Source organism: Pseudomonas sp. NPDC087185, from assembly GCF_044744955.1.
GTDB lineage: Bacteria > Pseudomonadota > Gammaproteobacteria > Pseudomonadales > Pseudomonadaceae > Aquipseudomonas.
The window spans coordinates 1-24,568 of the sequence record NZ_JBIUZK010000002.1 but is presented as its reverse complement, the minus strand read 5'-3'; the positions used below and the strand labels follow the sequence as shown (position 1 = coordinate 24,568).

The following is a 24,568-nucleotide window of genomic DNA, read 5'->3' as shown; positions in this document are numbered from 1 at the left end:
GAGGCTAGACGCGGAATCTGAAAACTTGGATGGAAACGCAGACCAACCGGTCACATTTAAGCACTTCATCGGCGAAATACCTAAGGCAACAGGTCTTCAAGGCGCCCATGCAGGCGCTGCGGCAGGTTTTCCTGAATCTCGATCAGCGCACGCTGAATGGCGCTCTGGAAGCCCTGCACGCCCGCCGAGCCGTGGCTCTTGATGACGATGCCCTGCAGCCCCAGAAAGCTTGCACCGTTGTGCCGCGCAGGTGCCAGGTCGGCTTGCAGGCGTTTGAGCAACGGCATCGCCATGGCGCCGGCAGCACGAGCCAGCACGCCACCTTTGAACAGTTGCTCGATCCGCGCGCCAATCATGGTCGCCAGGCCTTCGCTGGACTTGAGCAGGATGTTGCCGACAAAGCCGTCGCACACCACCACATCCGCTTCGCCGCGATACAGGCCATCACCTTCTACAAAGCCTACATAATTAAGCCCACGGGCATTTTGCAGCAATGTTGCAGCCAGCTTGACCTGCTGATTACCCTTGATGTCTTCGGTACCGATGTTCAACAAGGCAACGCGCGGACGGTGAATCCCCAGGGCCTGCGCGGCCACCGAGCCCATCACGGCAAACTGGTAGAGATTTTCCGCACTGCAATCGACATTGGCACCCAGGTCGAGCAACTGACAATAACCCGCCTGGGTCGGGATAGCCGCCACCATGGCCGGCCGATCGATACCCGGCAGGGTCTTGAGCACGAAGCGCGACAGCGCCATCAGCGCCCCGGTATTCCCGGCACTGACGCAGGCATGCGCCTTGCCGTCACGCACCTGTTCGAGGGCGATGCGCATCGACGAATCCGGTTTGCCACGCAATGCCTGGGATGGCCGCTCGTCCATACCGATCACCTCACTGGCAGCGACAATCTGCAGACGCGCGCGATCCGCAGCCGCAAGGCCACTGACAAGATCTTCTAGGAGGGAGGGTTGACCGACGAGGGTCAGGTGCAGCGAGGGTGTAGCCGAAAGGCAGGCAATGCTAGCCTGGACAATGCTGCGGGGACCGAAGTCCCCGCCCATTGCGTCGATCGCGATGATCTGAGCGGACAAGGATTACTCGTCAGCGCCCTTGTCGATCACTTTACGACCACGGTAAACGCCTTCTGGCGAAACGTGGTGGCGCAGGTGGATTTCACCGGTGGTCTTTTCTACCGACAGCGCGTTTTCCGACAGGGCGTCGTGCGAACGGCGCATGTCACGGGCAGAGCGGGATTTTTTGTTCTGCTGAACAGCCATAATTGATTAACTCCTAAACGTTTGGGTCACGCTTTAACTGCGCCAAAACACTGAACGGGTTGGACCGCGATACCTCGTCCTTGCTCGAATCGGGCTCGTCTGCGCCCGCCGGCTGCTGGCATTCTTCCGGATGATGAGCAGGCACGATGGGCAAGGCGAGCAAGAGCTCCTCCTCGACCAATGCCTGCAGATCCAAAGGATCTTCGCCCAGTTCCAGCACGTCATAGCCTTTCGGCAACGACTGGGTATTCGCACCCTCCTTCACCACGGCGTATGTACATTCGCTGTGGATCGGCAGGGTGACCAGCTCAAGACAACGCTGGCAAACCATTTTGACTTCGACGTCCAGCTCGGTGTGGAGAACCACCACGTGCTGTTCATCTCGTTCAAAATCGAACTTCGCCTGCACCGTACCGACATTGTCGGAAAGCGGGTCGCAGAGTCTTTCCAAATCAGCGAGTTGCAGCGAACCGTTAAGGGTTACGCCACGATCGGCTAATTTGCGCGGGTCAACGTGAGGTGGAATCGGGTCATTCAACATAGGCGCAGCATTCTAGGGATGCCCCCCGCCCCTGTCAAAGGAAATTAGGCGGCATCTTGCATGTTAGAATTTGGCTCACTTGAACAGGAGTCTACCATGCTGCCTTTGTTGCTGGCTTCCAGCTCCCCTTACCGGCGCGAACTGCTCACCCGCCTGCGCCTGCCTTTCACCTGGGCAAGTCCCGACCTAGACGAGCGGCGCCTGGCCGACGAGCCCGCCACCGAACTGGTGCGGCGCCTGGCCAGGCAAAAGGCCGAGGCGCTGGCAAGCAGCCACCCGGGGCACCTGATCATCGGCTCGGACCAGGTGGCCGTGCTCGGTGAGCAGATCCTCGGCAAGCCCCACAGCTTCGAGCGCGCCTGCGAGCAACTGCTGGAGGCCAGCGGGCAGCAGGTCACCTTCCTGACCGGGCTGGCGCTGCTCAACAGCGCCACAGGGCAATGCCAGGTCGATTGCGTGCCATTCACGGTAACGATGCGGGAACTGGATCGAGCGCGCGTGGAGCGCTACGTGGCCGCAGAGCAGCCGCTCGATTGCGCAGGCAGCTTCAAGGCCGAAGGGCTGGGGGTGAGCTTGTTCAAAAGCACCCACGGGTGCGATGCCACCAGCCTGATCGGGCTGCCGCTGATTCGGCTGGTGGATATGCTGACCACGGAAGGCGTGGCGATCCCTTGAGATAGCGGGGCCGCCCTGCGGCCCCCAAAAACCGGATCAGCGCAGGGCAGGCCCCTGGAAGCCCATGTACAGGGCCAGATGCTCGGCCACGCTAGCACCGATACGCTTGGAGAAGCGATCGAACGGCGACTCCTGAACGGTGAAGTCGACCAGCTCTTTCTCCCCCACGATCTCGCGCGCCACGTAGCTGGCACTGCCCAGGCCATCCACCAATCCCAGCGCCTTGGCCTGCTCACCCGACCACACCAGGCCACTGAACAGCTCTGGATGCTCCTTGTCCTTCAGGCGATCACCGCGCCCCTGCTTGACCATGGCGATGAACTGCTGGTGCGTGGTGTTCAGCACACCTTGCCAGAACGCTCGCTCATCCGGCTTTTCTGGCGAGAACGGATCGAGAAAGGCCTTGTGCTCACCCGCGGTATACGTGCGCCGCTCGACCCCCAGCTTCTCCATCGAGCCGACGAAACCATAACCGGCCGCCGTGACACCAATGGAGCCCACCAGGCTGGCCTTGTCGGCGTAGATTTCGTCCGCCGCACTGGCGATGTAGTAAGCACCGGAAGCACCGAGGTCGGCAATTACCGCGTACAGCTTGATGTCTGGATACTCGGCACGTAGGCGACGGATCTCGTCATACACATAACCGGCCTGCACCGGGCTGCCGCCCGGGCTGTTGATGCGCATCACCACGGCCTTGGTCTTGGGGTCCTTGAACGCATCGCGCAAGCTCTTGACCAGGTTGTCGGCGCTGGCGGCCTCCTGGTCGGCAATCACCCCGCGCACTTCCACCAGTGCGGTATGGCTGGCACTGCGCGTGGCGGCCTTATCCATGTCCGCCCAGGGCAGGAACAGGGCCAGCATGCCGAACAGGTAGGCGAAGGTCAGCAGCTTGAAGAAGATCCCCCAGCGCCGCGCCCGACGCTGCTCCTGGACATTCGCCAGCATGGTCTTCTCGAGCAGCTTCCAGCTTTTACGCTCTACACGCTCATCCTCCAGCTGCCAGTCGCGCGCAAGGCGCTCCTCGTCAGTCTCGGAACTCGGTGCCTTCCACTCGTCAACCATGCTTACCTACCTTGGAATTGGATATGCGCGGAACCCGCCAGCCACTCACGCAACTGGGAAAAATGATCGATACACACCTGCGGGCCGAACTCGGCCAACGCCTGCAGCGACATGGCACCATAGCCCACCGCCACCGAATGCATGCCTGCATTGCTGGCCATCTGCAGGTCGAATGCCGAATCGCCCACCATCAACGCACGCCCGGGCTCGACACCGCAATGGTGAAGGATTTCCTCGAGCATCAACGGGTGCGGCTTGCCGCGGGTCTCGTCGGCGGCGCGAGTGATATCGAAGAACGCCTCCCAACCATTGGCCCTGAGCACCCGATCGAGCCCACGACGCGCCTTGCCGGTCGCCACTGCCAGGCGGTAACCCTGGGCACGGAAGGCGTCCAGCGACTCGACCACACCGTCGAACAAAGGCGAAGGCTGTTGATCAAGCGCCATATAAATGTTGGCGTAGTGCTGGCGGAACGTCTCGACCTGCACGCAATCGAGGTGCGGATACAGCGTCGAGATAGCCTCATCCAGCGCCAGGCCGATGATGCCCTTGACCGCATCCTCGGCGCTTGGCGCCTCACCGGCACGCTCGGCAGCGGCATTCATCGCCTCGACGATGCGGCCGATCGAGTCGGCCAGGGTGCCATCCCAATCGAAGATCAGTAAATCATACTCACGACGCACTGAGCCGCTCCACTGTCTTGGCCCACACCTCATCCACCGGCGCCTCAAGCTTGAGCTCGCCGCCATCGGGCAGCGGCACGGTGAGGGCATAGGCATGCAGGAACAGGCGCTTGCCACCCAACTCGCGAATCTCGCGACTGAAGTCTTCGTCACCGTACTTGCTGTCACCGGCAATCATGTGGCCAGCATGCAAGGCATGCACGCGAATCTGGTGGGTACGACCGGTAATCGGGCGCGCCTCGACAATGGTGGCGAACTCACCGAAACGGCGCAGCACGCGGAACAGGGTCAGCGCTTCCTTGCCCTCGTCATTCACCTCGACCATGCGCTCACCCGAGCGCAGGTTACTCTTGAGCAGAGGCGCATTGACCTGCTTCTTCGCCGTCGGCCAATGGCCACGCACCAGCGCCATGTAACGCTTGTCGACGCCATCGCCACGCAGCGCGGCATGCAGGTGACGCAGCATGCTGCGCTTCTTGGCGATCATCAGCAGGCCCGAGGTATCACGGTCCAGACGGTGCACCAGCTCCAGTTCCTTGGCGTCCGGGCGCAGCTGGCGCAGCGCTTCGATCACACCAAAACTGAGGCCACTGCCGCCATGCACGGCAATACCGGACGGTTTGTTCATCACGATCAGCGCCTTGTCTTCGTAGACGATGGCGGCTTCCAGGCGCTGCAGCAGCCCCTGGGCCACCGGCGCCGGCTCGTCGCGCTCCGGCAGGCGGACAGGCGGCACGCGCACGATATCGCCAGCCTGGATCTTGTACTCAGGCTTGACGCGGCCCTTGTTGACCCGCACCTCGCCTTTGCGCAGGATGCGATAGACCAGCGTCTTGGGCACGCCCTTGAGCGCCGTGATGAGGAAATTGTCGATGCGTTGGCCGGCAAGCTCCGGCGCGACTTCTATCAGCTGTACGCCGGAAGTCGGAGGGGTATTGGTCGTCATGGCGGGAATCATAACAATTTTTTATGGAATTGAAGCACTTAATCATTGCTGCTATAGTCGCGAACGCCGCCAAAAGCGGCAGGCCAGTGAAACCAGGCCCTTGGCCGGTCCCTGACCAACGCAATTCTGCAGGACGCGAGGCCGTCCTACGGGGTTTTCGCCAGTTTACCGAATTGCCTGGAATCGCCACCAGCGCTGTGTAGAGAAGACCGAAAAAAAACGACAAGTGCGGTGTTTTCATCTGCTTGATCCGCTTCTTTTCGCTGCACCTCTGCCCGCCCCGTCGCTTCCACGCAACGCCCGGCGAATGCTTCGGAAATACCTGCCTTGGACATGAATGGCGTCAGCGCAGAACCAGCGCTGGCGAAAAATGCAACCCGTTGCGGATTCAGCGCGCGGCAGCACCCGAATTATCAGGGATACGTGCAGGGTGGAGATGCACAGCCCTCGGACCGTGTAGCACCGCGTCCGGCCACCGGCCCAGTGAATGGCCGGCGAGCGGATAAGGTCCTGAACAGATGCCCCTCGGGCGTCCACGGCTGACGGTTGATTCCTCCTCCTGACTGAGTGCACGAGGCCTGCTGGGTTGATTCGGATATCGATTCGGATATCTCTGCAGATACCGCAGGGGCCTCTTGGCACCGCAGCAAACAGGACGCGTCGTCGCGACAACGGCAGGCTGGGCAACCGGCTGGTGCCGAACGTCGCTCGACACGGGGGTGGCCCGGCCACCCTTTGCGCACCTTGGCACCGACCATGAGACGTCGTGTGTGCCGAACGCCGTTTCCGGCAGCCCGGAAACCGACGGTACAACATGAAAAGAATGCTGATTAACGCAACTCAACCCGAAGAGTTGCGTGTAGCCCTGGTGGACGGCCAACGTCTCTACGACCTGGACATCGAGTCCGGCGCGCGTGAGCAGAAAAAGGCCAACATCTACAAAGGCAAGATCACCCGGATCGAGCCCAGCCTCGAAGCCGCCTTCGTCGACTTCGGCTCCGAACGTCACGGCTTCCTGCCGTTGAAAGAAATCTCCCGCGAATACTTCAAGAAAGCCCCTGAAGGCCGGGTCAACATCAAGGAAGTCCTGAGCGAAGGCCAGGAAGTCATCGTCCAGGTCGAGAAGGAAGAGCGCGGCAACAAAGGCGCCGCCCTGACCACGTTCATCAGCCTGGCCGGCCGCTACCTGGTGCTGATGCCGAACAACCCGCGTGCCGGCGGCATCTCCCGCCGCATCGAAGGCGAAGAGCGCAACGAACTGCGCGAAGCCCTCAACGGCCTGACCGTGCCGGGCGACATGGGCCTGATCGTGCGCACCGCCGGCCTTGGCCGCAGCAGCGAAGAAATGCAGTGGGACCTCGACTACCTGCTGCAGCTGTGGACCGCCATCAAGGAAGCGTCCCTGGACCGCGCCGCTCCGTTCCTGATCTATCAGGAAAGCAACGTCATCATCCGCGCTATCCGCGACTACCTGCGCCAGGACATCGGCGAAGTGCTGATCGACAGCATCGACGCCCAGGAAGAAGCCCTGACCTTCATCCGCCAGGTGATGCCGCAGTACGCCAGCAAGGTCAAGCTGTACGAAGACAGCGTGCCGCTGTTCAACCGCTTCCAGATCGAAAGCCAGATCGAGACCGCCTTCCAGCGCGTGGTCGACCTGCCGTCCGGCGGCTCGATCGTGATCGACCCGACCGAGGCCCTGGTTTCCATCGACATCAACTCGGCGCGCGCCACCAAGGGCAGCGACATCGAGGAAACCGCACTGCAGACCAACCTGGAAGCGGCCGAGGAAATCGCCCGCCAACTGCGCCTGCGTGACATCGGCGGCCTGATCGTCATCGACTTCATCGACATGACCCCGGCGAAGAACCAGCGCGCCGTGGAAGAACGCGTGCGCGAATGCCTCGAGGCCGACCGCGCCCGCGTCCAGGTGGGCCGCATCTCGCGCTTCGGCCTGCTGGAGATGTCCCGCCAGCGCCTGCGCCCATCGCTGGGCGAAAGCAGCGGTATCGTCTGCCCTCGCTGCTCGGGCACCGGCATCATCCGTGACGTCGAGTCGCTGTCGCTGGCCATCCTGCGCCTGATCGAAGAAGAAGCCCTGAAAGACCGCACCGCCGAGGTGCGCGCCCAGGTTCCGATCCCGGTGGCCGCATTCCTGCTCAACGAGAAACGCAACTCGATCACCAAGATCGAACTGCGCACCCGTGCGCGCATCATCATTCTGCCGAACGATCACCTGGAAACCCCGCATTTCGAAGTCCAGCGCCTGCGCGACGACAACCCGGAAGTGCTGAACAACCAGTCCAGCTACGAGATCGCCGCCACCGAAACCGAAGAAGCGCCGCAACCGACCGCCACCCGCACCCTGGTTCGCCAGGAAGCCGCGGTCAAGACCGCGCCGGCCCGCGCCAATGCCCCGGTGCCGAGCGCTGTCGAAGAGCAGCAGCCCGCCGCGCCTGCAGCGCCAGCACCAAGCGTGCCGGAGCCAAGCCTGTTCAAAGGCCTGGTGAAGTCGCTGGTCAGCCTGTTCGCCGCCAAGGAAGAGCCTGCAGCCGCGCCAGTCGTTGCTGCCGAGAAGCCTGCTACCGAGCGCACCCAGCGCAACGAAGAGCGTCGTAACGGCCGTCAGCAGAGCCGCAACCGTAACGGCCGCCGCGACGAAGAGCGCAAGCCACGCGAAGAGCGCGCCGAGCGCGCCCCGCGTGAAGAGCGCCAGCCGCGCGAAGAACGCGCACCGCGTGAAGAACGTGCACCACGCGAAGAGCGTGCACCGCGTGAAGAGCGCGCGCCACGCGAGGAACGCGCCCCACGCCAGCCACGCGAAGACCGTCGCGGCAACCGTGAGGAGCGGGTCCGCGAACTGCGCGAACCGCTGGATGCGGCACCGGCAGCCCGTGAAGAGCGCCAGCCACGTGAAGAACGCGCGCCTCGCGAAGAACGCGCACCGCGTGAAGAACGCGCACCGCGTGAAGAGCGCGCCCCACGTGAAGAGCGTGCACCTCGCGAAGAGCGCGCCCCACGTGAAGAGCGTGCACCTCGCGAAGAACGCGCCCCACGTGAAGAGCGTGCACCTCGCGAAGAACGCGCCCCACGTGAAGAGCGTGCGCCTCGCGAAGAACGCCAGCCACGCCCAGCGCGCGAAGAGCGCCAGCCACTGGAAGCCGAACAGGCCACCGAGAAGGCTGCCGAGCTCGCCGAAGAGCAACTGCCGAACGAAGAGTTGCTGCAGGACGAGCAGGAAGGCTCCGATGACGAGCGCCCACGCCGCCGCTCCCGCGGTCAACGTCGTCGCAGCAACCGTCGTGAGCGCCAGCGCAATGCCAATGGCGATCTGATCGAAGGCAGCGACGAAGAAGGCAGCGACGAGCAGCCACAACAGCACCAGGCCACCGAGCTGGGTGCAGAACTGGCCGCCGGCCTGGCCGTTACCGCCGCAGTCGCTAGCAGCAACATCAGCGCCAACGCCGAAGCTGAAGCCAATCAGCAAGCCGAACGCGCCAGCGCCGAAACAGCTGTCACCGACAACAGCGAAGCGGCTCAGCCCGCCGAGCAGGTTGAAGTGGTTGCCCAGGCCGAGGAAGTTGCAATCGCGCCAGTGGTCGAGCAGCCAGTCAGCGAGCCGGTCGCCGTGATCGAAGCCAGTGCCGAGCCTGTCGTCGACGCTGCACCGCAGCGCGTTACCGACGCAGCCCCAGCAGCCGAGCCGGTAGTGGTTGCCGAGGCGCCTGTCGAGGCACCTGTCGAAGCGCCAGTTGTCGAGGCAGTTGAAGCCGAGAAAGTGCCTGCAGTCGTTGAAGAAGCTCCGGTTGTCGAGCAGCCTGCCGCTGTCGTCGAAGCCCAGCCCGAAGCGGTTGTAGAGGCCGCCCCGGTTGCTGTCGAAGCAGCACCTGAGGTTGTCGAGCCTGCCCCGGTGGAAGCACCGGCAGCAGTCGAAGCCGCCACCGTCATGCTGGCTAACGGCCGCGCACCTAACGACCCACGTGAAGTGCGTCGCCGCAAGCGTGAAGCCGAAGCCGCTGCCAAAGCCGCGCAGGAAGCTGCCGCTGCTGCCGGCGAGCCAGCGCTGGAAACCGCCGATGAGCACAAGCCTCATCACGGTTGATAGCCACGGCTGAATGAAAAAGCCCCGCCAGTGCGAACTGGCGGGGCTTTTTCTTGGCGGGTGATTTGTGTCGATCGCTGCGCGGACACAGGCCCAGCAATCAGTACAGGTTGGGCTCCATTTCCAGCTCAACCCCGAACTTTTCCAGGATATCCGCCTGTATGCGCTGCGCCAGGCCGTGCAACTGCGCCCCGCTCGCCTGGCCATAATTGACCAGCACCAAGGACTGCAAGCGGTGCACCCCGGCATCGCCATCGCGATAGCCTTTCCAGGCAGCCTGCTCGATCAACCAGCCTGCAGCCAGCTTCACCTGGCCATCCGCCTGGGGATACGCCACCACGCCCGGGTACTGCGCACGAATTCGCGCCACCAGCGCAGCAGGCACCACAGGGTTCTTGAAGAAGCTCCCGGCATTTCCCAGCTCAGCCGGGTCGGGCAGCTTTTCACGGCGAATACTGCAAATGGCATCGCTGATCTGCTGCGCGGTCGGCGCCTGGACGCTTTGCTCTGCCAAGCGCTGGCGCACCGGACCGTAGTCCAGGTGAGGCTGCAAGGTGCGGCTCAAGGCAAAACGCACGCGCAGGATCAACCAGCGCCCGGCATTGCGCTTGAACAGGCTGTCACGGTAACCGAAGGCGCACTCCTCCAGGCTGAAGTCGCGCAGCTCGCCGGTCTCGCGGTCAAGCGCCGTGAGCCCGGCAAACACGTCCTTGATCTCGACCCCGTAGGCCCCCACGTTCTGCATCGGCGCAGCACCCACGGTGCCTGGGATAAGACTGAGGTTTTCCAGGCCGCACAGGCCTTGTTGCAGCGACCATTGCACAAACGGGTGCCAGGGCTCACCGGCTTCAGCCTCGACCACCACCCGGCCCGCTTCATCGCTCAGCACGCGACGGCCGCGGCTGGCCACGTGCAGCACCAGCGCGTCGATATCACGGGTCAGCAGCAGGTTGCTGCCACCGCCGATCACCAGCACCGCGACCTCACGCTGGCGCGCTTGCTCAAGCGCCTCGCGCACGTCTTCGTCGTTGTGCGCCTGGGTGAAATAGCGGGCTTTCACGTCGATGCCGAAGGTGTTGTAAGGCTTGAGCGATACCTGCTCCTGCCAGTGCGCCGTCATAACCGCCCCTTGATTTCCACGACCAGCTCACGGCAGGCAGCCTCGATCAGGTCCAGCACCTGCTCGAAACCCTCTGTACCGCCGTAGTAGGGGTCCGGCACTTCATCCACGGCGGCGCCATAGCGGCGCAGGAACAGGTCGAGTTCGCCGACTGCGGTGTGCGGACGCAGGGCGCGCAGGTGCCCGAGGTTGCTTTCATCCATGGCCAGGATCAGGTCGTACCCGGCAAAATGCGACGCCTTGACCTGCTGGGCGCGCTGCTGCGACAGGTCATAGCCCCTCGCCAGCGCCGCCTTGCAGGTACGGCTGTCAGGCGCCTTGCCCACATGCCAGTCACCGGTACCCGCTGACGCCACATGGACCTGCTCAGCCAGACCAGCGGCTTGCAGCTGATGGCGCAGCACCCCCTCGGCGGTCGGCGAGCGGCAGATATTGCCCAGGCAAACGAACAGGACGCGCATCAGGCCTCCAGCAAGCGCCGCACGCGCTCAAGGTCTTGCGGGGTATCGACACCGACGGCAGGCGCCTCGATGGCGTCTTCCACGTGAATACGCACGCCGTGCCACAGTGCGCGCAACTGCTCCAGCGCTTCGGTCTGCTCGAGCCAGCAAGGGCCCCAGCTGACGAAATCCTGGAGGAAGCCGACGCGGTAGGCATACATGCCGATGTGGCGGCGATACGGCACGCTCTCCGGCAGTTGCTCGCGGCCCTTGGCGAAGGCATCGCGCGCCCACGGCAGCGGCGCGCGGCTGAAGGTCAGGGCCAAGCCGTGCTTGTCACTGACCACCTTGACCGCATTAGGGTTGAACACGGTTTCCGGGTCATGGATCGGCTCCGCCAAGGTGGCGATACCGGCTTCAGGATGGGCGGCCAGATTGGCGGCAACCTGGTCAATGATCACCGGTGGAATCAACGGCTCGTCACCCTGGACGTTGACCACGATCTCATCAGCAGCCAACCCCAGCTGCGTGGCCACTTCGGCCAGGCGGTCGGTGCCCGATTCATGGTCGGCGCGGGTCATTAGCACTTCGCCGCCGAAGGCCTGGCAGGCCTCGAAAATACTGGCGTCGTCAGTGGCAATGACCACACGGCTGGCGCCGCTTTTGCGCGCTTGCTCCCAGACGTGCTGCACCATCGGCTTGCCGGCGATCAGCAGCAACGGCTTGCCCGGCAGGCGCGTGGAGCGCAGCCGAGCGGGAATCACCACGGTGAAGTTCAGGCTCATTTGTCCAGACGCTCGTCGTCGGTCAGGGTACGCGCCTCGCTTTCGAGCATCACCGGGATGCCGTCGCGGATCGGGTAAGCCAGGCCCGCGCCCTTGCTGATCAGCTCGGTCTTGTCAGCGCTGAGCTTGAGCGGGCCCTTGGTGATCGGGCAAGCGAGGATATCGAGCAGTTTGGTGTCCATGAAAGCGTCCTTGAGGCCAGGTGGCCAGAAATTGGAAAGGGGCTCAGGGCTTGTAATGCCCCGGCAGCAAGCGTTGCAGCTGGCTGTCGAACCAGTCACTGAAGGCCGGCGTAGGCTGCGCTTCGACGGCCAGGTACCACCAGTCGTCGGCGGCGAAGGCCCGGCATTTCACCGCATCCTTCTCGGTCATCACCAACGGCAGCGGCGGGCTGAAAGCCAGGCTTTGCGCGCTGAACTGCGCGTGGTCGGCGAACGGATGCGGTATCGGCTGCCAGTTTAGCCCTAGCAGGGTATTGAAGAAACGTTGCGGGTTGCCGATGCCGGCGACCGCGTGCAGGCGTTGGCCCGCTGGGAAATGGTCGAGCGCGCGGCGCTCACCGCTGCGCACGTTGACCAGGGCGCTGGGCTGCAGGCGGAAGCCGAAGCCTTCGGGGCAATCAGCGCTGGCGCCGTTGAACAGCACCGCGTCAGCCGCCTGCAGGCGCTCGGCCGGCTCACGCAGCGGCCCAGCCGGCAGGCAACGGCCGTTGCCCAGGCCACGTGCCGCATCGATCAGCACCAGTTCAAGGTCGCGTGCCAGGCGGTAGTGCTGCATGCCGTCGTCGCACAGGATCAGGTCCAGCGACTCACTGGCCAGCAGGGCCCGAACAGCACGGGAGCGATCCGGGTCGATCATCAGCGCCACCCCCGTGCGCTGGACGATCAGCAAGGGCTCGTCACCGGCCTGTTCGGCGTTGTGCTGCGCCTCGACCCGCCAGGGCAATTGCGGCGGCTTGGCGCCATAACCCCGGCTGACTACACCGACCTTCAGCCCCTGGCGCCGACAATGCTCGATCAGCCAGAGGATCATCGGTGTCTTGCCGGTACCGCCGACGGTGATGTTGCCCACCACGATGACCGGCACCGGGGCACGGTAGCTGGCACTCTCGCCACTGAGAAAACGCGCGCGCTTGCGCACCACCACGCGGCGGTAGAGTGCTTCGAGCGGGCGCAGCAGCGCCAAGGCCGGGTGCCCGGCGTACCAGGCGGCTAGCAAGCGATCGGCGAGCGCCATCAAGGTGTCCCCTGGGCAGCCTCGACGGTGGTCATGCGCAGGTGGCTGAAACCGAGCTTGCCGGCGGCATCCATCGCAGTGATCACGGCCTGGTGCGGGGTTTTGCCGTCGGCACTGATCGCCAGCGGCAGTTTGTTGTCACCGCCGGATTCGCGCTCGATCGCTTCGGTCAGGGTGGCCAGGTCGCTCTTTGGCAGCAGGTGGTTGTTCACCGAATACACACCGTCGGCGCTGATGGTGACCTCCACCAGCTTGTCCTGGTCCGCCGAAGGCTGCTCGGCGCTGGCCGCCTCGGGCAGCTCGACGCGCAGCTGGGTCTCGCGGGTGAAGGTGGTGGTAACCACGAAGAACAGCAGCAGCACGAACACCACGTCGATCAGCGACGCCAGGTTGATGTCGACGTTCTCACGCTGGCGGTTGCGCCGGAACTTCACGCCTTGTCTCCAGCCACTTCGACTTCGCGGTCGCCCTGGATCACTTCCACCAGCTTGATCGCCTCCTGCTCCATGCCCACCACCAGCTCATCGATGCGGCGCAGCAGGAAGCGGTGGAAGAACACCGCAGGAATGCCGACCATCAGGCCGGCCGCAGTGGTGACCAGCGCCTTGGAGATACCACCGGCCAGCACCGAGGCGTTGGCGGTCATTTGCGAGCCCATGAAGGCGCTGAAGATGTCGATCATGCCCAGCACGGTGCCGAGCAGGCCGAGCAGCGGCGCCATGGCGGCGATGGTGCCGAGGGTGCTGATGTAACGCTCGAGTTCGTGGATGACCCGCGAAGCAGCCTCCTCGATGCACTCTTTCATGATCTCGCGACCATGGCGCGAGTTGGCAAGGCCTGCCGCAAGGATCTCGCCCAACGGCGAATCGGCGCGCAAAGCCTTAAGCTTGTCACTGGTGAGTTGCTTGTCCTTGATCCACATCCACACCTGCCCCAGCAGATGCGGCGGGGTAACGCGGCTGGCGCGCAGGGTCCACAGGCGCTCGACGACGATAGCCATGGCAGCGATGGAACTCAGAATGATTGGCAGCATCATCCAACCACCGGACTTGACCAATTCCCACACAGTAAACGCCCCTTTGGAAAAAGGCCGCCACTCTAACATAGGCGCGCAGGGTGCTCATCTGCCGAAGGTCAGGGAATTGTTCAGCCATCGCCGGATTCTGGTGCAGGGTCACGCCAGAACTTACGCTGCAGCCGCAGCCCCTCGACCTCGCCATGGCTGCCCAGCATCAACCGCAACGCCCCTTCCACCGCCGTATCGTGGATCGCCAGGGCATGGCGCCGATAACGCTCGATGACCTGCGCATGCGGGTGACCAAAGCCATTGTTGCGCCCTCGGGAAATCAATACGCCACGTGGCGCCGTCGCACGGATGAACGCCTCGGTCGACGAGGTACGGCTGCCGTGATGCGGCGCCTGCAACCAATCGACCGCCGGCGCCTCGTTCGCCGCCAGCCAGGCCCGTTCGGCGCCCGCCTCCAGGTCTGCGGCCAGCAGCAGCCGCTCACCCTTTGCCTCGACCAGCAATACACAGGAGCGATCATTGCTGCTCTGTCCTTCGGCCCATCGCCACAGTGAAAAGCGCACGCCATCCCACTCCCAGCTCTCGCCGCTGGTGCAGGGCCGGGCATCCAGGCCCGCCGGCAAGTCCTGCGGCTCACCGCTGAGCACCCGGTCGACCCGTAACCCGCGAAAAACCGCAAGCGCTCCGCCCGCATGGTCGGCATGGGCATGGCTGATCAGCATCAAGTCCAGTTGGCGCACGCCCAGCTTGTGCAGCGCCGGCAACACCACCCGTTCGCCCAGGTCACTGTCGCCCCGCGCCGGCCCGGCGTCGTACAGCAGGCTGTGATTGGGCGTGCGCAACAACAGCGCCAGGCCTTGCCCTACATCCAATTGCCAGACTTCCACCTGCCCTTGCGGCACAAGCGCCCTCGGCACCCACAACGCCAGCAGCATGACCGCGCCCAGCGCCCGCAGCGGCACACCGGCAGGCAGCAACACCAGCAGCGCGCCAAAGCCGACCAGCAGCCACGCCCAGCCCGGCAGCGCAGGCGGCAACCACGCTGGCCGCCAGCCGGCAACCAGGGCCAGCAGCTGGAACAGGACCTCCAGCAAACCACCCGCCAGCCATAACAGCGCCTCCCCCACGCCGCCCAGTGGCAACAGCAACGTACCGAGCAAGGCCAGCGGCAACACCGCCAGGCTGATCCACGGCACCGCCAGCAGGTTGGCCAAGGGAGCACTCAGGCTGATCGGCAAGCCCGTGGCCAGCAGCACCGGCAACAAGCCGATGGCTATCACCCACTGGGCGCGGGTCCATGCCTGCCAGGGCCGCCACCGGCCAAGGCGCGCGCTGAAGCAGTAGACAAGGATCGCCACCGCGGCAAACGACAACCAGAAACCTGGCAGCAATGGCGCCAGAGGCTCGATGATGAGCACCCCATCGAGTGCCAGCAACAAAGGGAATGCTGCCCCCAGATGACGAAAGCGCAGGCGCCAGGCCAGCACCACCGCCAGCATCAGGCAGGCACGCTGCACGGGCACGCCAGCACCGGCCAGCCAACCGTAGGCCAGTGCTGCCGCCAGCGCCAGGCCACAGGCCCACGGCAGCCAGGCCACCCTGGGTGGCCACAAGCCCCAGCGCGCAAGGCCTGCGACCAGGGCATAGAGCAAACCGGCAACCAGGCCGATGTGCTGCCCCGAGATCACCAACAGGTGCACCGTGCCGGTGGCCTGCAGCACCTGCCAGTCCTCGCGGGCAAGGCCGGCGCCATCGCCGAGCACCAGCGCCACCAGTGCTGCCTCTCGGCCATTGGCGTCGACGGCCAGCAGGCGCTGGCGCAGCGCGTCCCGCCAGCCCGGGCTGAACGCTTCCAGCACATGACCTGCCTTGACCGTGCCGGTCGCGCCGACCCGCCGCGCCAGCAATTGCGCCTCACGGTCCGGCCCATGGGGGTTGAGCAACCCGGCCGGGCGCTGCAACGTGACTGCCAGGCGCCAGCGCTCACCGGCTCGCACCGGCGGGCCATCGAACCAGGTCAACAGCAGACGTTGCGGCAACTCGGCCCGGCGCGATTGCGGCTGTTCGAGCGTGAAGCGCACACCGTGCGCGGTGGCGGTCGGCAACCCGACCACGCGGCCCTCCAGCCATACGGTGCGGCCATCCAGGCCAGGGGCCAGCCGGTCGTCCAGGGCCTGCTGCGCCGACCCGCAGGCCCAGCACAGCCCCAGCGCGAAGCAGCCGATCGGCCACAGCCGCGTGCACAGGCAAGCCAGCCCGCCCACAAGCAGCAGCAACAGCCATCCGACCGATGGCAATGACGGAAAGAAGCCCAGGCACAACAGCCCGAGCGCGAGCGCAAACATCCCTGTGCGCATGAGGTAGAGCTCCAGAAGCGGAATCGCTTATTCAGGCATAGCCGAAAAGCCGCCCAGGCTCGCTCAACAATTGTCACAAACTCTGAACAAGGCTGAGAGGGAATCAAGGCATACTGCCTCGATCAACGCTCCGGGAGCCTACATGCCGCGCCGCCTTTTCAAACGCTACATGCCGGACCCGACCAGCATTCGGGAACACAAGTCGCTGCGCTTCTTCGGCAAGCTGCTGCACGACCCGAACCTCTGGCACCTCAACCGCCATTCGGTGGCGCGGGCCATGGGCGTGGGCCTGTTCGCTGCGCTGATCCCCATCCCCATGCAGATGCTGCTGGCGGCAGCATTGGCGATCCCGGTGCGTGGCAACCTGCCGATCGCCGTCAGCCTGGTCTGGCTGACCAACCCGCTGACCATGCCACCGGTGTTTTTCGTCACCTACATGACCGGCGCGTGGCTATTGCAGACGCCGGCCCGCACGCTACCCGACAACCTCACCTTCGAATGGATCACCGACCAGCTGTCGACCGTGTGGCAACCGTTCCTACTGGGCTCGGTGGTCTGCGGTGTCGTGCTGGGCATCGCAGCCTACTTCACCACCCTGCTGTACTGGCGCTGGTGGATTGGCCGACAGTGGCGCCGGCGCAAGCTCAAGTGTTCACAGAAGTGCTCAGGCACGCATGCCGCGGCCGCTGACCAGCAGGCGAACGCACAGGGTGTAGAGCACTGCGGTGGCAACCAGCATGAAGGTGATCGCCGTACCGATGCTGATGTCCGACACCCCTAGGATGCCATAGCGGAACGAGTTGACCATGTGCAGCACCGGGTTGGCCAGCGACACGGTCTGCCAGAACGGCGGCAGCAGGTTGATCGAGTAGAACACCCCACCGAGGTAGGTCAGCGGCGTCAGCACGAAGGTCGGGATGATCGAGATATCGTCAAAATTGCGGGCAAATACCGCATTAACGAAGCCCAGCAGCGAGAAAATGGTCGCGGTCAACAGCACCACGACGATGGTCACGCCCAGGTGATGCACCTGCAAGTGGGTGAAGAACAGCGACAGGATGGTCACGATCACGCCCACCGCCAGGCCACGCAGCACACCGCCCAGCACATAACCCACGAGAATGATGTGCGGCGAAACCGGCGACACCATCAGCTCTTCGATCGAACGCTGGAACTTGCTACCGAAGAAGCTCGACACCACGTTGCCGTAGGAGTTGGTGATCACCGACATCATGATCAGCCCGGGGACGATGTACTCCATGTAGGTGAAACCACCCATGTCGCCGATCTGCCGGCCAATCAGATTACCGAAGATGACGAAGTACAGGACCATGGTGATGGCCGGTGGCAGCAGGGTCTGCGGCCAGATCCGCAAGAAGCGCCGCACTTCACGGTAGACGATGGTATTCAGGGCGACCCAGTTGGTGCGCAGTTCCACACTCATACGGCCACCTTCGACAGGTTTTTTTCCACCAGGGACACGAACAGCTCCTCGAGTCGGTTGGTCTTGTTGCGCAGGCTCTGCACTTCGATGTTCTGCAACGCCAGTTGGCCGAACAGCGCGGTGATGCCGATGTCCTTGTCCACCTGCACTTCCAGGGTGTGAGGGGTGATCAGCCGGCACGGGTAGCCCTGCAGCACCGGCGCCGCCGGCAGGTCCTGCTTGAGGTCAAGAACAAACGTTTCGACATGCAGCTTGCCCAGCAGCTGGCGCATGCTGGTGTTCTCGACGATGGTGCCGTGATCGATGATGCCGATGTTGCGGCACAGTTGCTCGGCCTCTTCGAGGTAGTGCGTAGTCAGGATGATGGTGATGCCCTTCTGGTTCAGCTCGGTGAGAAAGCTCCACATCGAGCGGCGCAGTTCGATGTCCACCCCGGCGGTCGGCTCATCGAGGATCAGCAGACGCGGCTCGTGGATCAACGCCCGAGCAATCATCAGCCGGCGCTTCATGCCGCCGGACAGCGAACGCGACTGCACGTCGCGCTTGTCCCACAGCCCCAGTTGGGTCAGGTACTGCTCGGCGCGCTCCTTGGCCAGCTTGGGCGGGATACCGTAGTAGCCGGCCTGGGTGACGACGATATCGAAGGTTTTCTCGAACTGGTTGAAGTTGAATTCCTGCGGCACCACGCCCAGGCAGCGCTTGAGCGCCGAAGGTTCGCGGTCGAGGTCGTGGCCGAACACGTTCACCGTGCCGCTGGTCTTGTTGACCAGGGTCGAGAGAATGCCGATGGTGGTGGATTTGCCGGCGCCATTGGGGCCGAGCAAGGCAAAGAAGTCACCTTCGGCGACATCGAGGTCGATGCCTTTGAGGGCCTGGAAGCCGTTGCCGTAGGTCTTGGTCAGCTGCCGGATGGACAGGGCGGAACTCATAGCGGGTCACTTACCGAAGAAAAAGGTGCAGGACACGCCAGGGCAGGTCACTGGCGCAGTGAGTGCGGCCAATGGTGCAAGGCCTGGCCGCACAAGTACAGTCATGTGTATTGATAGTGGCTATTAATGACGGTTCGAAATAACCGAAATAGCGATCAGGTCAGCGCGGTCATCACCGCCGCCTGGTAGGCCGGGCGGGCCTTGAGGCGCTCGTACCAGGCCTCGAGGTGGTACATGGCCGGGCGTTCGATGGGCATCTCGAACCAGGCATAGACGAAGCTACCCAATGGGATGTCGCCCATGCCGATCTGGTCACCGGACAGGTACGGCTGATGCGCCAGGGTTTCATCGGCGATTGCCAGCAACTGCGCGCACTGCTTGTGCGCGGCGTTGATCGCCACCCAGTCGCGCTGGTCTTCAGGCGTGCGCAGCAGGCCCCAGAACAACGGGCGGAACGGGGTGGCGAAGGACGACGTGGTCCAGTCCATCCACTTGTCGGCCAGGGCACGCTGGCGCGGGTCGTCCAGGTACCAGCCCTGCTCCTGGCCGTATTCGGCGCAGAGGTAGCGGACGATGGTGTTGGATTCCCACAGGGTCAGGTCGCCATCTTCGAGCATCGGCACCAGGCCATTGGGATTGCGCGCGCGATAGTGCGGCTCGTTGACCACGCCGAAGGCGCCACCGGCGTCGATGGACTCGAAATCCAGGCCCAGTTCATGGGCGACCCACAATGCCTTGCGCACATTGCTCGAATTCTTGCGGCCCCAGATCTTCAGCATGGCAACGTCCTTATGAATGCGGAGGGTGGACAGTCTACTCCACAGCGAAGCAACCGGTGCAGGCAACAATGGCCTGAAACTCCTGCCGCCACACCCTGTCACTGTTCTGACACTGCCGTTCAACGCGTTGCGTCTAAGCTCTGTGGGATGGCTCAAGCCCCTGGTTCCAAGGAGGACCGATTATGTTGCTGTTGTGGTTGGTGGTGCTGGTGATTGGCGCGGCATACCTCACGCACCGGCGCCTGGCGCCCTTGCAGATTCTGGGCATCATGGCGGCCTACGTGCTGCTGATGGGTATTTTCAGCAGCGCCCCTGGCTGGCTGCTGGCTGTGATCTGGGCCGTGCTGGCAATCAAGGTTGCCCTGGTGGCGCTGCCGGAATGGCGCCGCAAGGTGCTCACCGGCCCGGTGTTCAAATGGTTCCAGCGCACCCTGCCACCGATGTCGCAGACCGAGCGCGAGGCAATCGACGCTGGCACCGTCTGGTGGGACGGTGAGCTGTTCAGCGGCCGCCCGGCCTGGCACACGCTGCTCGCCTACCCGGCGCCAAAGCTTAGCGATGAAGAGCAGGCCTTCATTGATGGCCCCACAGAAGCGCTGTGTGCCATGGTCAGTGACTGGCAGATCGGCCAGGACCTCGACCTGCCGCCCGAAGCCTGGGCCCATATCAAACAGAATGGTTTCTTCGCCCTGATCATTCCCAAGGAATACGGCGGCAAGGGTTTCTCCGCCTACGCTCACTCCCAGGTGGCGATGAAGCTGGCCACCCGCAGCGGCGACCTGGCCTCCACCGTCATGGTGCCCAACTCCCTGGGCCCCGCCGAACTGCTGCTGCACTACGGCACCGACGAACAGCGCAACCACTACCTGCCGCGCCTGGCCCGCGGTGATGACATCCCCTGCTTCGCCCTCACCGGCCCGCTGGCCGGCTCCGACGCCGGGGCGATGCCCGATACCGGGGTCATCTGCAAAGGCCAGTGGAACGGCGAAGAGGTCGTCGGCCTGCGTCTGAACTGGGAGAAGCGCTACATCACCCTGGGCCCGGTCGCCACCTTGCTGGGCCTGGCGTTCAAGGCCTACGACCCCGACCACCTGCTGGGCGATGAAGAAGAACTGGGCATCAGCCTTGCGCTGATCCCCACCGACACCCCGGGCGTCGATATCGGCAAGCGCCACCTGCCGCTGGGCGCAGCCTTCATGAACGGCCCCAACAGCGGCAAGGACGTGTTCGTGCCGCTGGACTTCCTGATCGGCGGCCAGGCGATGCTCGGCAAGGGCTGGATGATGCTGATGAACTGCCTGTCGGTGGGCCGCTCCATCTCCTTGCCCGCCGTAGGCACCGGCGCCGCCAAGTACACCAGCCTGGTCACCGGCCAGTACGCCAACATACGCGAGCAGTTCAACGTGCCACTGGCCGCCTTCGAGGGTATCCAGGAATCACTGGCACGCATCGGCGGCAATGCCTGGCTGATGGACAGCGCCCGCCTGTTGACCGCCAAGGCCGTGGACCTGGGCGAAAAACCCTCGGTGCTGTCGGCGATCCTCAAGTACCACCTGACCGAGCGGGGCCGCGAGTGCATCCAGCACGCCATGGACGTGCATGGCGGCAAAGGCATCATCATGGGCCCGAACAACTACCTGGGCCGCAATTGGCAAGGTGCGCCGATCTTCATTACCGTTGAAGGCGCCAACATCCTTTCGCGCAACCTGATGATCTTTGGCCAGGGCGCGATCCGCTGCCACCCGTTCGTGCTCAAGGAAATGGCCCTGGCCGGGCGCGAGGACCATGACCAGGCACTGAAGGAATTCGATGACCTGCTGATGAAGCACATCATGTTCGCCGCCGGCAACGCTGCCAGCACGCTGGTGTATGGGCTGGGGCTCGGCCACCTGGAGAAAGTGCCGGGTGATGCCCTGAGCCAGGGCTACTTCCGCGCCCTCAACCGCCAGGCGGCAGCCTTTGCCCTGCTGGCGGACCTGTCGATGATGCTGCTCGGTGGCGCCCTCAAGCGCCGCGAACGACTGAGCGCGCGCCTGGGGGATGTGCTGAGTTACCTGTACCTGTCCTCCGCCGCACTCAAGCGTTATCACGACCTGGGCTCGCCGGAGCACATGCAGCCCTTGCTGCGTTGGGCCATGGAAGAAAGCCTGGGCCAGGCGGAAAACGCCCTGGACCGCCTGCTCGACAATTTCCCCAATCGCTTCGTCGGCTGTGCCCTGCGGGTACTGGTATTCCCCTTCGGCCGCCGCCACACCGGGCCGAGCGACGAACTGGATGCCGAGGTGGCGCAGCTGATCGGCCGCAGCAAGGGCGACCCAGCGCTGGAGGAACTGCTTGCAGGCTGCTTCAGGCCCCAGGCCGAAGGCGACCCGGTGGCGGCGCTGCAACGGGCCAGCGATTTGCTGGACGAAGCAGTGCCGCTACACAAGGCGCTGCACCAGGCCATCAAGGACGGCAAGGTGCAACCAGCGCCCGGGCAGTCGGCCATCGATGCGGCGGTCGAGATCGGCGTGCTGCAGCCAGGGGAAGGCCAGCGGCTGCACGAGGCAGAAAAGGCTCGGCGGGCGGTGATCGATGTGGATGCCTTCGACAAGGAGCAACTGCTCCCCGAGCAAGGCAAGGTGCGCTGATACCGCGTATACTCCGCGCCCGTTTCAACTTCATCGAGGACCGCCACCATGGCCAACCCCCACCTGGAATACCACCTGCAACTGCTCAACCACTTGCGCACCATCCTGGTCGCCCTGGGTGAAGCCGAGCAGGTACCGGAGGAAAGCCACGCCCTGTTCCTTGAACGCTTCGACGAACTGCTGACCCTGCTGCCGCAGGACCCGCTGGAAAGCCAGTACCTGGGCCAGGACCTGATCTGCCAGGTGATCCAGCGCTACCCGCAGATCGCGCACCTGGTGCCGCGTGACCTGCTGTGGTTCTTCGCCGGCGACTGCCTGCATTTCATGCCCGACGAGGAACTGGCGATGTACCAGCAGTTGGAAGAGCGACGTTATGAAGCGGAGCAGAATGACGAGCCATTCGACTGGCATCTGGAGAAGCAACTACTGAACGGCGGCGCCCCCGACACCCGTCATTGACAAGGATGCTGCGGCCCGCATGGCACAGGCCGCAGCTTGCCTGCCCCGCTACTGATCTTGCTGCTCGGCAAGTACCTGCGCACCCGCCTTGAAGAAGGTCCGCTTGCCGGCGCTCCCGACGCTGTTGATCAGCTCATTCCCCTGATAGAAGCGCTGCTCGCTGTCTGCCCCCTGCTCCGTCGCTGTGAGGATATCCAGCGGATCGTAGCTATAGCTGGCCAGTACCTGCCTGGTCGATGGGTCGCTAACGCTCAGCAGCCGATTGAGACCATCATATTCGAGCACCCGGCCCTGTTCGTCGCGGATCAGGTTGCCGTTGCGGTCATATTCCAGCGCAATCGACCTGTCCGGATAAGTGCTGTTGGTGATCAGCATGAGCTGTACTGGGTCGCCTTCCTTGCCACCATCAGCGGCGAATGCATATTCGGCCACGTTCGTACCGGCATCATGAACGGTGGTGACCTTGCGCAAGTTGTCCAGGCCATCGAACTCGAACTTCTGGCTCTTCATCGAATTACCATACTGATCCTGCGGGCGTTCACTGCCAGTGCACGTGTAGTCGGTCAAGCGCTGGCGCCGGTCATACACGAAGGTCTCGCTGCGCAATGGCGTGGTAGATTGCTTGAGCTCCCGGGCATTGAGGGCATCGTCATCGTAATACGTCTGGGTCAGCGTCTGGGTTACCCCCCCGTAAGTGAACGTACGGGTGATCTCACGCCCAAAATCATCGTATGTCAGGGCCGTTCTCAGTGACTGGCCAGCTTCGGCTGTCGTGAATGAAAGCAGACGGCCAAGCAGGTCGTAAAGGAAGGTCGTTGTCAGCCCACCTATCGTGGTCTTTTTCAACTGCCCCGAGCTGAGGTCGTACTCATGGGTCTGAACCTGGCCGAGCACCGTGGTGAAGCTCGTCAACAGCCCGAGGTGGCTGTATCCGTACTGTACAGCGGGTAGTCCGGATTGGGGCCGTTCCTCCCTCTTGATCGTGCCGTTGGTGTAGTACTCACGCACGAGCAGCGCTTCATCGCCGACCTTGCAGGAGGACAAGCGTGCAGTCTGGCCGTGGTACTCATAACTGACACCTTGCGCACGCCGTTTTTCATCCCCGCTCAACAAACGCGAGACTGGCTGGTCGGTGTGACGAGGCTCGTATGCATAAGTGATCACTTCGCCACTGTGCACGGTGACCGTCTGAGGCTTGCTCATCCCGGGCTGGTAATTGAAGACCTGCTTGCGCCCGCCAGTGACACTTTCCGACATCCGCCCCAGACCGTCGAACGTTTGCGTACCCAGCTCGAAGGTCGAGCCACTGAGCACATCCTTGACCTTGATACTCACGGGCAGATCCTCGCGGCTGTGCGCAGCATACTCGCGCATGACCTCGGACTTGTCAGGCAGCACCTCTTTCACCACACGGTCGAAGGCGTCGTACCCGTATTCAGTGATTCGCGCCTGCGAGCCAATGCCCAGTGTTTTCATGGTCAGACGGCCGAGACCATCATGCACGCTCACCTGCACGCTCTCACGGGTGGTGCCGTCGCTTCTTTTGCGTTCGATCTGCACCGGATTGCCAAACAGGTCCTGGTCAACGATGGTTCTACCCGTCTTGAGGCTGCCACTGCGTGGCTCGCTCCACTGCGTGATGATGACGCCCCTGTGACGGGCGGTCCCAATCGGATCGGTTTCGCTCACCCTACGCACGCCATCCGGGCTCACCGTCACACGTTGAGTGCCCCAGTCGTCGTACTCGTACTGAGTCGTCATCGTCAGGTCTTCGGTGGTATTCGCAGTCAACCAGTCAGTCTTTACGTCTTGCAGCAACTGCCCGAATGCATCGTAGAGCGTGGTATAGAGCTGTCGCACAGTGCCGGCCGAGAAGTCGTTGTCCTGGCGCTTCTCGTCCACAACCCGATTCAGCCCGTCGAACCTGGTGTAGGTCTCAACGCCCTGAACATCGGTGCGTGTTTGCCCGGCCTGGTCCTGGTCGGTGGCGCACAGGGCGTAGCTGTACGTGCGCTCGGCCTTGAAGGCCGGCAGGTTCGGCGCCACGATCTCTTTGGTGACCCGCTGCAGCGCATC

General features: G+C 63.7%; 22 protein-coding genes and 1 pseudogene. 5 read left to right on the top strand and 18 right to left on the bottom strand.

The features are described from left to right. Positions 1–80 precede the first annotated feature (80 nt). From plsX to ACIPIJ_RS05370, 3 genes are read right to left on the bottom strand one after another with little or no spacing between them, the layout of a single operon-like run. Complete coding sequence (gene plsX, locus ACIPIJ_RS05380; protein WP_401073512.1) at positions 81–1,091, bottom strand: phosphate acyltransferase PlsX; 1,011 nt, start codon at positions 1,089–1,091, stop codon at positions 81–83. 3 nt (positions 1,092–1,094) lie between these two features. Beyond that, positions 1,095–1,277 (bottom strand): 50S ribosomal protein L32, encoded by a 183-nt coding sequence (gene rpmF, locus ACIPIJ_RS05375; protein WP_016485486.1) that lies wholly within the window; start codon positions 1,275–1,277, stop codon positions 1,095–1,097. 13 nt (positions 1,278–1,290) lie between these two features. Next, positions 1,291–1,818 carry a YceD family protein gene (locus tag ACIPIJ_RS05370; protein ID WP_401073509.1) on the bottom strand — a complete coding sequence of 176 codons (528 nt, stop codon included), beginning with the start codon at positions 1,816–1,818 and terminating at the stop codon, positions 1,291–1,293. Positions 1,819–1,914: 96 nt separating this feature from the next. On the opposite strand from ACIPIJ_RS05370, the gene ACIPIJ_RS05365 reads away from it, so the two are divergent. After that, positions 1,915–2,493: a Maf family protein gene (locus tag ACIPIJ_RS05365; RefSeq protein ID WP_401073506.1), complete on the top strand. Its 579-nt coding sequence runs from the start codon at positions 1,915–1,917 to the stop codon at positions 2,491–2,493. Positions 2,494–2,529: 36 nt separating this feature from the next. Here the strand turns inward: ACIPIJ_RS05365 and ACIPIJ_RS05360 are convergent, their stop codons facing one another. Genes ACIPIJ_RS05360 through rluC form a run of 3 tightly spaced genes read right to left on the bottom strand, consistent with a single transcriptional unit; the run spans position 2,530 to position 5,184 of the window. Next, positions 2,530–3,555 carry a S49 family peptidase gene (locus tag ACIPIJ_RS05360; protein ID WP_401073503.1) on the bottom strand — a complete coding sequence of 342 codons (1,026 nt, stop codon included), beginning with the start codon at positions 3,553–3,555 and terminating at the stop codon, positions 2,530–2,532. 2 nt (positions 3,556–3,557) lie between these two features. Beyond that, complete coding sequence (locus ACIPIJ_RS05355; RefSeq protein ID WP_401073500.1) at positions 3,558–4,271, bottom strand: HAD family hydrolase; 714 nt, start codon at positions 4,269–4,271, stop codon at positions 3,558–3,560. Then, positions 4,228–5,184 carry a 23S rRNA pseudouridine(955/2504/2580) synthase RluC gene (gene rluC, locus ACIPIJ_RS05350; protein ID WP_401073497.1) on the bottom strand — a complete coding sequence of 319 codons (957 nt, stop codon included), beginning with the start codon at positions 5,182–5,184 and terminating at the stop codon, positions 4,228–4,230. Before rluC ends, ACIPIJ_RS05355 begins: the two co-directional genes overlap by 44 nt. A gap of 814 nt (positions 5,185–5,998) precedes the next feature. Between rluC and rne the strand changes: the two genes are divergently transcribed. Next, positions 5,999–9,286: a ribonuclease E gene (gene rne / locus ACIPIJ_RS05345; RefSeq protein ID WP_401073495.1), complete on the top strand. Its 3,288-nt coding sequence runs from the start codon at positions 5,999–6,001 to the stop codon at positions 9,284–9,286. A gap of 100 nt (positions 9,287–9,386) precedes the next feature. Here the strand turns inward: rne and murB are convergent, their stop codons facing one another. The 8 genes from murB to ACIPIJ_RS05305 all read right to left on the bottom strand — a co-directional run bounded on the left by murB (position 9,387) and on the right by ACIPIJ_RS05305 (position 16,251). Beyond that, a complete protein-coding gene (gene murB, locus ACIPIJ_RS05340) occupies positions 9,387–10,406 on the bottom strand; it encodes a UDP-N-acetylmuramate dehydrogenase (protein WP_401073492.1) in 1,020 nt (339 codons plus the stop codon). Beyond that, positions 10,403–10,867, bottom strand: a complete 465-nt coding sequence (locus ACIPIJ_RS05335; protein ID WP_401073490.1) for a low molecular weight protein-tyrosine-phosphatase — start codon at positions 10,865–10,867, stop codon at positions 10,403–10,405. Before ACIPIJ_RS05335 ends, murB begins: the two co-directional genes overlap by 4 nt. Beyond that, the gene (gene kdsB / locus ACIPIJ_RS05330) at positions 10,867–11,631 is read right to left on the bottom strand and encodes a 3-deoxy-manno-octulosonate cytidylyltransferase (protein WP_401073487.1); all 765 of its coding nucleotides are present in this window, start codon (positions 11,629–11,631) and stop codon (positions 10,867–10,869) included. The genes ACIPIJ_RS05335 and kdsB overlap by 1 nt, the downstream gene beginning before the upstream one ends. Continuing rightward, the gene (locus ACIPIJ_RS05325; protein WP_003247142.1) at positions 11,628–11,813 is read right to left on the bottom strand and encodes a Trm112 family protein; all 186 of its coding nucleotides are present in this window, start codon (positions 11,811–11,813) and stop codon (positions 11,628–11,630) included. Before ACIPIJ_RS05325 ends, kdsB begins: the two co-directional genes overlap by 4 nt. A gap of 43 nt (positions 11,814–11,856) precedes the next feature. Continuing rightward, positions 11,857–12,867: a tetraacyldisaccharide 4'-kinase gene (lpxK, locus tag ACIPIJ_RS05320; RefSeq protein ID WP_401073484.1), complete on the bottom strand. Its 1,011-nt coding sequence runs from the start codon at positions 12,865–12,867 to the stop codon at positions 11,857–11,859. Beyond that, positions 12,867–13,301 carry a biopolymer transporter ExbD gene (locus tag ACIPIJ_RS05315; protein WP_346613709.1) on the bottom strand — a complete coding sequence of 145 codons (435 nt, stop codon included), beginning with the start codon at positions 13,299–13,301 and terminating at the stop codon, positions 12,867–12,869. The genes lpxK and ACIPIJ_RS05315 overlap by 1 nt, the downstream gene beginning before the upstream one ends. Then, positions 13,298–13,933 (bottom strand): MotA/TolQ/ExbB proton channel family protein, encoded by a 636-nt coding sequence (locus ACIPIJ_RS05310; RefSeq protein WP_401073480.1) that lies wholly within the window; start codon positions 13,931–13,933, stop codon positions 13,298–13,300. Before ACIPIJ_RS05310 ends, ACIPIJ_RS05315 begins: the two co-directional genes overlap by 4 nt. Positions 13,934–14,013: 80 nt before the next feature. Beyond that, positions 14,014–16,251: a DNA internalization-related competence protein ComEC/Rec2 gene (locus tag ACIPIJ_RS05305; RefSeq protein WP_401073477.1), complete on the bottom strand. Its 2,238-nt coding sequence runs from the start codon at positions 16,249–16,251 to the stop codon at positions 14,014–14,016. A gap of 142 nt (positions 16,252–16,393) precedes the next feature. Between ACIPIJ_RS05305 and ACIPIJ_RS05300 the strand changes: the two genes are divergently transcribed. Continuing rightward, the gene (locus ACIPIJ_RS05300) at positions 16,394–17,032 is read left to right on the top strand and encodes a DUF2062 domain-containing protein (protein ID WP_401073474.1); all 639 of its coding nucleotides are present in this window, start codon (positions 16,394–16,396) and stop codon (positions 17,030–17,032) included. Here the strand turns inward: ACIPIJ_RS05300 and ACIPIJ_RS05295 are convergent. From ACIPIJ_RS05295 to ACIPIJ_RS05285, 3 genes are all read right to left on the bottom strand, one after another. Continuing rightward, positions 16,916–17,695, bottom strand: a complete 780-nt coding sequence (locus tag ACIPIJ_RS05295) for an ABC transporter permease (protein WP_401073473.1) — start codon at positions 17,693–17,695, stop codon at positions 16,916–16,918. The genes ACIPIJ_RS05300 and ACIPIJ_RS05295 overlap by 117 nt on opposite strands. Next, positions 17,692–18,624, bottom strand: a complete 933-nt coding sequence (locus tag ACIPIJ_RS05290; protein ID WP_401073470.1) for an ABC transporter ATP-binding protein — start codon at positions 18,622–18,624, stop codon at positions 17,692–17,694. Before ACIPIJ_RS05290 ends, ACIPIJ_RS05295 begins: the two co-directional genes overlap by 4 nt. A 155-nt stretch (positions 18,625–18,779) precedes the next feature. Further along, positions 18,780–19,403, bottom strand: coding sequence for a glutathione S-transferase (locus ACIPIJ_RS05285; RefSeq protein ID WP_401073467.1), 624 nt, complete (start codon positions 19,401–19,403; stop codon positions 18,780–18,782). A gap of 182 nt (positions 19,404–19,585) precedes the next feature. Between ACIPIJ_RS05285 and ACIPIJ_RS05280 the strand changes: the two genes are divergently transcribed. Together ACIPIJ_RS05280 and ACIPIJ_RS05275 are read left to right on the top strand one after the other, a co-directional pair. Continuing rightward, positions 19,586–22,033, top strand: a complete 2,448-nt coding sequence (locus ACIPIJ_RS05280; protein WP_401073465.1) for an acyl-CoA dehydrogenase — start codon at positions 19,586–19,588, stop codon at positions 22,031–22,033. A gap of 48 nt (positions 22,034–22,081) precedes the next feature. Beyond that, the gene (locus ACIPIJ_RS05275) at positions 22,082–22,492 is read left to right on the top strand and encodes a PA2817 family protein (protein ID WP_401073463.1); all 411 of its coding nucleotides are present in this window, start codon (positions 22,082–22,084) and stop codon (positions 22,490–22,492) included. A 48-nt stretch (positions 22,493–22,540) separates the two neighbouring features. On the opposite strand, the pseudogene ACIPIJ_RS05270 reads toward ACIPIJ_RS05275, so the two are convergent. Then, positions 22,541–24,568, bottom strand: a pseudogene (locus ACIPIJ_RS05270) (sugar-binding protein); the annotation flags it as partial.

Coding starts and splice junctions, on each gene's coding strand:
- rpmF (WP_016485486.1), bottom strand. CDS start 1,277: ATGGCTGTTCAGCAGAACAAAAAATCCCGCTCTGCCCGTGACATGCGC.
- ACIPIJ_RS05370 (WP_401073509.1), bottom strand. CDS start 1,818: ATGTTGAATGACCCGATTCCACCTCACGTTGACCCGCGCAAATTAGCC.
- ACIPIJ_RS05365 (WP_401073506.1), top strand. CDS start 1,915: ATGCTGCCTTTGTTGCTGGCTTCCAGCTCCCCTTACCGGCGCGAACTG.
- ACIPIJ_RS05360 (WP_401073503.1), bottom strand. CDS start 3,555: ATGGTTGACGAGTGGAAGGCACCGAGTTCCGAGACTGACGAGGAGCGC.
- ACIPIJ_RS05355 (WP_401073500.1), bottom strand. CDS start 4,271: ATGAGGTGTGGGCCAAGACAGTGGAGCGGCTCAGTGCGTCGTGAGTAT.
- rluC (WP_401073497.1), bottom strand. CDS start 5,184: ATGACGACCAATACCCCTCCGACTTCCGGCGTACAGCTGATAGAAGTC.
- rne (WP_401073495.1), top strand. CDS start 5,999: ATGAAAAGAATGCTGATTAACGCAACTCAACCCGAAGAGTTGCGTGTA.
- murB (WP_401073492.1), bottom strand. CDS start 10,406: ATGACGGCGCACTGGCAGGAGCAGGTATCGCTCAAGCCTTACAACACC.
- ACIPIJ_RS05335 (WP_401073490.1), bottom strand. CDS start 10,867: ATGCGCGTCCTGTTCGTTTGCCTGGGCAATATCTGCCGCTCGCCGACC.
- kdsB (WP_401073487.1), bottom strand. CDS start 11,631: ATGAGCCTGAACTTCACCGTGGTGATTCCCGCTCGGCTGCGCTCCACG.
- ACIPIJ_RS05325 (WP_003247142.1), bottom strand. CDS start 11,813: ATGGACACCAAACTGCTCGATATCCTCGCTTGCCCGATCACCAAGGGC.
- lpxK (WP_401073484.1), bottom strand. CDS start 12,867: ATGGCGCTCGCCGATCGCTTGCTAGCCGCCTGGTACGCCGGGCACCCG.
- ACIPIJ_RS05305 (WP_401073477.1), bottom strand. CDS start 16,251: ATGCGCACAGGGATGTTTGCGCTCGCGCTCGGGCTGTTGTGCCTGGGC.
- ACIPIJ_RS05300 (WP_401073474.1), top strand. CDS start 16,394: ATGCCGCGCCGCCTTTTCAAACGCTACATGCCGGACCCGACCAGCATT.
- ACIPIJ_RS05295 (WP_401073473.1), bottom strand. CDS start 17,695: ATGAGTGTGGAACTGCGCACCAACTGGGTCGCCCTGAATACCATCGTC.
- ACIPIJ_RS05290 (WP_401073470.1), bottom strand. CDS start 18,624: ATGAGTTCCGCCCTGTCCATCCGGCAGCTGACCAAGACCTACGGCAAC.
- ACIPIJ_RS05285 (WP_401073467.1), bottom strand. CDS start 19,403: ATGCTGAAGATCTGGGGCCGCAAGAATTCGAGCAATGTGCGCAAGGCA.
- ACIPIJ_RS05280 (WP_401073465.1), top strand. CDS start 19,586: ATGTTGCTGTTGTGGTTGGTGGTGCTGGTGATTGGCGCGGCATACCTC.
- ACIPIJ_RS05275 (WP_401073463.1), top strand. CDS start 22,082: ATGGCCAACCCCCACCTGGAATACCACCTGCAACTGCTCAACCACTTG.